Source organism: Protofrankia sp. Cr1 (assembly GCF_963555865.1).
In the GTDB taxonomy this organism is placed as follows: Bacteria; Actinomycetota; Actinomycetes; order Frankiales; family Frankiaceae; genus Protofrankia.
Genome location: NZ_CAUVXO010000532.1, coordinates 1 through 3,494, shown reverse-complemented (window position 1 = coordinate 3,494; position 3,494 = coordinate 1). Strand labels below are relative to the sequence as shown.

The window sequence follows — 3,494 nt, the reverse complement described above, 5'->3', positions numbered from 1 at the left end:
GCATAGCTCGAAGCCGTCCGACTGGGGGAGAAGGAGATCCACCAGAGCCAGGTCGGGCTGCTCGCGTTCCTGCAGCGCGAGCGCATCGGAACCGTTGGTGGACACGAGCACGGAGAAGCCTCGGACCAGCAGGTTCGAACGGATGAGATCGATGATGTTTCGGTCGTCCTCCACCAGGAGCGCGCAGGTCCGCTGGTCCATGGACGAACTCTATGCTTCCTCGGTGGGGACGGTCACCAACGGCAACATAACCCGTATCGTAGCGCCGACCGGGACGTCCGCGACCTCGATGCGTCCATTGTGTGCTTCTACGAGGCCACGGCATATCGACAGTCCCAGCCCGGCACCGGGCGAATCCGTCGCCCCGCGGGTGTAGGGCTCGAAAATGCTGGCGCGTTGCTCCGGCGCTATGCCCGGTCCGTCGTCGGCGACTTCCAGCACCAGGTGTTGCGGTGGGTTCCCGACGAAAGCACGCAGCACCGCCGTCTTCCCACCGTGACACAACGCATTGTCCAGAAGATTGACGAGCACCTGCTCGAGTCGATCGTGATCTGCCCATATCGCGGGAAGAAGCCCGGCTTCAATGGCGATCCTGCCGTCGTGACCGCAGACGGCGTAGGCCGCCGCCGCCAGAACCGTCGGGACGTCACACCAGTCCGGGTTGACCGGCAGCACTCCGGCCGAGATAGCGGAGGAATCGAGAAGATCTGTAACCAGGCGCACCATCCGCGCAGACTCGGTCGCGATCGCGTCCAGGAACCGTTTCCTGGACTCCTCGTCCCAGGTGACATCGGTCTGCCTGAGGGTCGAGGCATACCCGGTGATCGCCGTCAGCGGCGTGCGTAACTCGTGGCTGAGCCGGTGGATGAACTCGCGCTGCAGGTCACCGGTGCGGCGTAGCGCGACCGCCTCGGACTGTCCAGCCTGGGCGATCTCCCTCTCCGCCGCCACCTGCAGCGACCGGGCGGCGTTGCCGATCAGGTCCAGCGCGTCTGGAGTGATCGCAGATCCATCCTGCCACCAAGCGGCCAGCAGTAGCCGGCGCCCGTCGACGAGAAGCGGAACGGCCACCGTGTGGTTGTCGGGCCGCCGCAATCCCTGACGCCAGCCGGTGTCCATCGCCGCCTGCTCAGCTGCCGTTACCAGCCTGGTTCGACCCACTGAGCCGGATAGCGCAATTACATCGGGCGACTCATCGCTTCCATCCTGCGGCTCGTCGGTCACCGGGTCGGTCCGCAACAGCCCGGTGGCGTCGGCACGTAAGCCCCTGCGAAGCGTGTCTACCGCAACACCCAGCCCCGCGTGGACCTGTTCCGGACCGGCTAGGACGTCGAGCATGTCCCGCAGTGCTTCGAGGATGCTGTTGCGGCGGGTCAGATCTCGAAGCAGACGCTCTCGCTCTATCGCGGTCGCCGCCAGGCTGGCGTAGACCGAGGCGAGCGCCAGAAGATCATCCTGCGGTCGACCCGACACATCTGCCAGGCCCGACAGCACCCCAAAAGTCTCATTCTTACCGATGATTGGAACCGACCACATACTGGCAGTACCTTCCGGCCAGTATATGAGCCTCCCCGCGCCTCGAACGTCTTCGATCACGACCGGCACGCCGGATCCGGCTGCCTGTCCGATGCAGCCGCCCTGCGGTCCGATCGGAACACGCGCCAACCGCACACGTGCCTCGGATGCAATCCCGACCGATGCACCCAGCAGGAGGCTCCCCGGTTGCGAATCGTCCTGCAGATGTACACACAACTGCTGCTGTCCGACCGCGGTGCTCAGCGCCGAAACGATCATCGGGATCGACGCCGAGGGCTCCACCTCGGCAAGCTGGTCAACCAGGCTGGCAAGCCGGGCAAGGTGCCGGCGAGCGACCGAGTCGACCTTCAGCCCGGACATCAGCGTGACCACGTCGTCGACATGGGCCTCGACCGTGCTCAGGTCCGCCACCAGGCGACCCTGACGTAATACGACGGCCCGGTCGGCAAGATCGAAAACCTGCTCAACGCGGTGCGACACGAACAGGACGGCGACGCCGTCCGAACGCAAAGACCGCAGCAGGCGCTCCACCCGACGGGTTTCGCCGAGTCCCAGCGCGGACATCGGCTCGTCAAGCACCAAGACCCGTGGCCGACCCATGAGCGCTCGCGCAATCGCGACAGCCTGACGCTCGCCGCCGGACAGCTCCCCGCACCGGCGGCAGGTATCCCCGACATCCAGCCCGAAGCGCTCCATCACGGCCATCGCCTCGGCATGCATCCTGTCCCGGGCCAGGAACGCACGACCTCGCTCGCGTCCCAGGAACAGATTCGCGGTGATGCTCAAGTTGTCGCACAGCCCCAGGTCCTGCCACACAACTGCCATCTCGCCACTGCGTAGCGCCGCAGCAGGTTCCCGGCCACACACCCGCATCCTGCCGGAACTAGGAGTCAACAACCCGGTGACGCACCCGACCAGAGTCGTCTTTCCCGCGCCGTTCTCCCCGACGAGAGCGACCAGTTCACCTGGGTCGACATCAAGGTCGACCATGTCCAGAACCCGCCGGGGCCCGAACGACACCGACACACCGCTGGCACTGATCACAGGCTGAACGCCGTCGGACCGCACAGCTTTACCCCGCCGACATCGCGGCGAAGACGTGGCATACCACTGGATACCGCCTGTCCGCAGACAGGCGCGCCACCTTCGACATGCAGGTCAGCACCTAAACCGGGGTTCTGGAGCCCCACGGGGTCTCATGGAAGCAGGTTTGTGGCCTCGTTGGTCAGCCGGCTCGCCCAGGGCGGATCCGCGCCAGGTGCGGTGCAGGTCAGTGCGGCGACGCGGGCCCCGAACGTCAGCGCGCGTCGTACGGTCTCGATGTCGAGATGGTCGATTCGACCGCCGAGGTGACCAGCTTGATACAACCAGTGAAGCACGCCGGCGGAAAAAGCGTCGCCCGCGCCGATGGTGTCGACGGTAGGCACCGCGACGGCGGGAACCTCCACCACATCCTGTCGGAATGAGGCCACGACACCCCGCTCCCCGCGCGTGATGATGACCAGTGGCACATCGGCCAGCCGCGGGGCCATGAGGACATCTTCCGGGGCGAGACCGGGAAAGAGCTCGGCGGCATCATCCTCACTCATCCGGATGATGTCAGCGAGGCGACACCACTGCGCGATTCTCGACCGGTACCTCTGCGGACTCACCAGGGCGGTCCGGATATTGGGGTCAATCGACACCGTCGCGCGTTCCCGGACGGTGTCGAGCAGATTTTCGATCAGGTTCCCGCCCGGCTCCATCACCAGCGCCAGCGACCCCGTGTGCACACACGCCACGCCGTCGAAATGAGACGGGACCAGTTCCTGCGTATTCCACTGCCAGTCCGCCGTTCCAGCCGCGTAGAACACATAACTGGCCTGACCGTCATCCGCCACAGACGCTATGGTGAGCGTTGCCGGTTCACTGGCAGCCACAGCGAACGACAGGTCGACCGCAGACTTCTGCAGGCGCTC

The 3,494-nt window shown here is 65.6% G+C and carries 3 protein-coding genes; all 3 read right to left on the bottom strand.

What is annotated here, in order from left to right; translation table 11 throughout:
* The coding region (locus tag U9980_RS25280) for a response regulator (protein ID WP_322770218.1) at positions 1-201 on the bottom strand (201 nt) is incomplete at its 3' end.
* Between the two features lie 9 nt (positions 202-210).
* Positions 211-2,556, bottom strand: a complete 2,346-nt coding sequence (locus U9980_RS25275) for an ATP-binding cassette domain-containing protein (protein WP_322770217.1) — start codon at positions 2,554-2,556, stop codon at positions 211-213.
* Positions 2,557-2,732: 176 nt separating this feature from the next.
* On the bottom strand, positions 2,733-3,494 hold a 762-nt coding region (locus U9980_RS25270; RefSeq protein ID WP_322770216.1), incomplete at its 5' end, for a PfkB family carbohydrate kinase.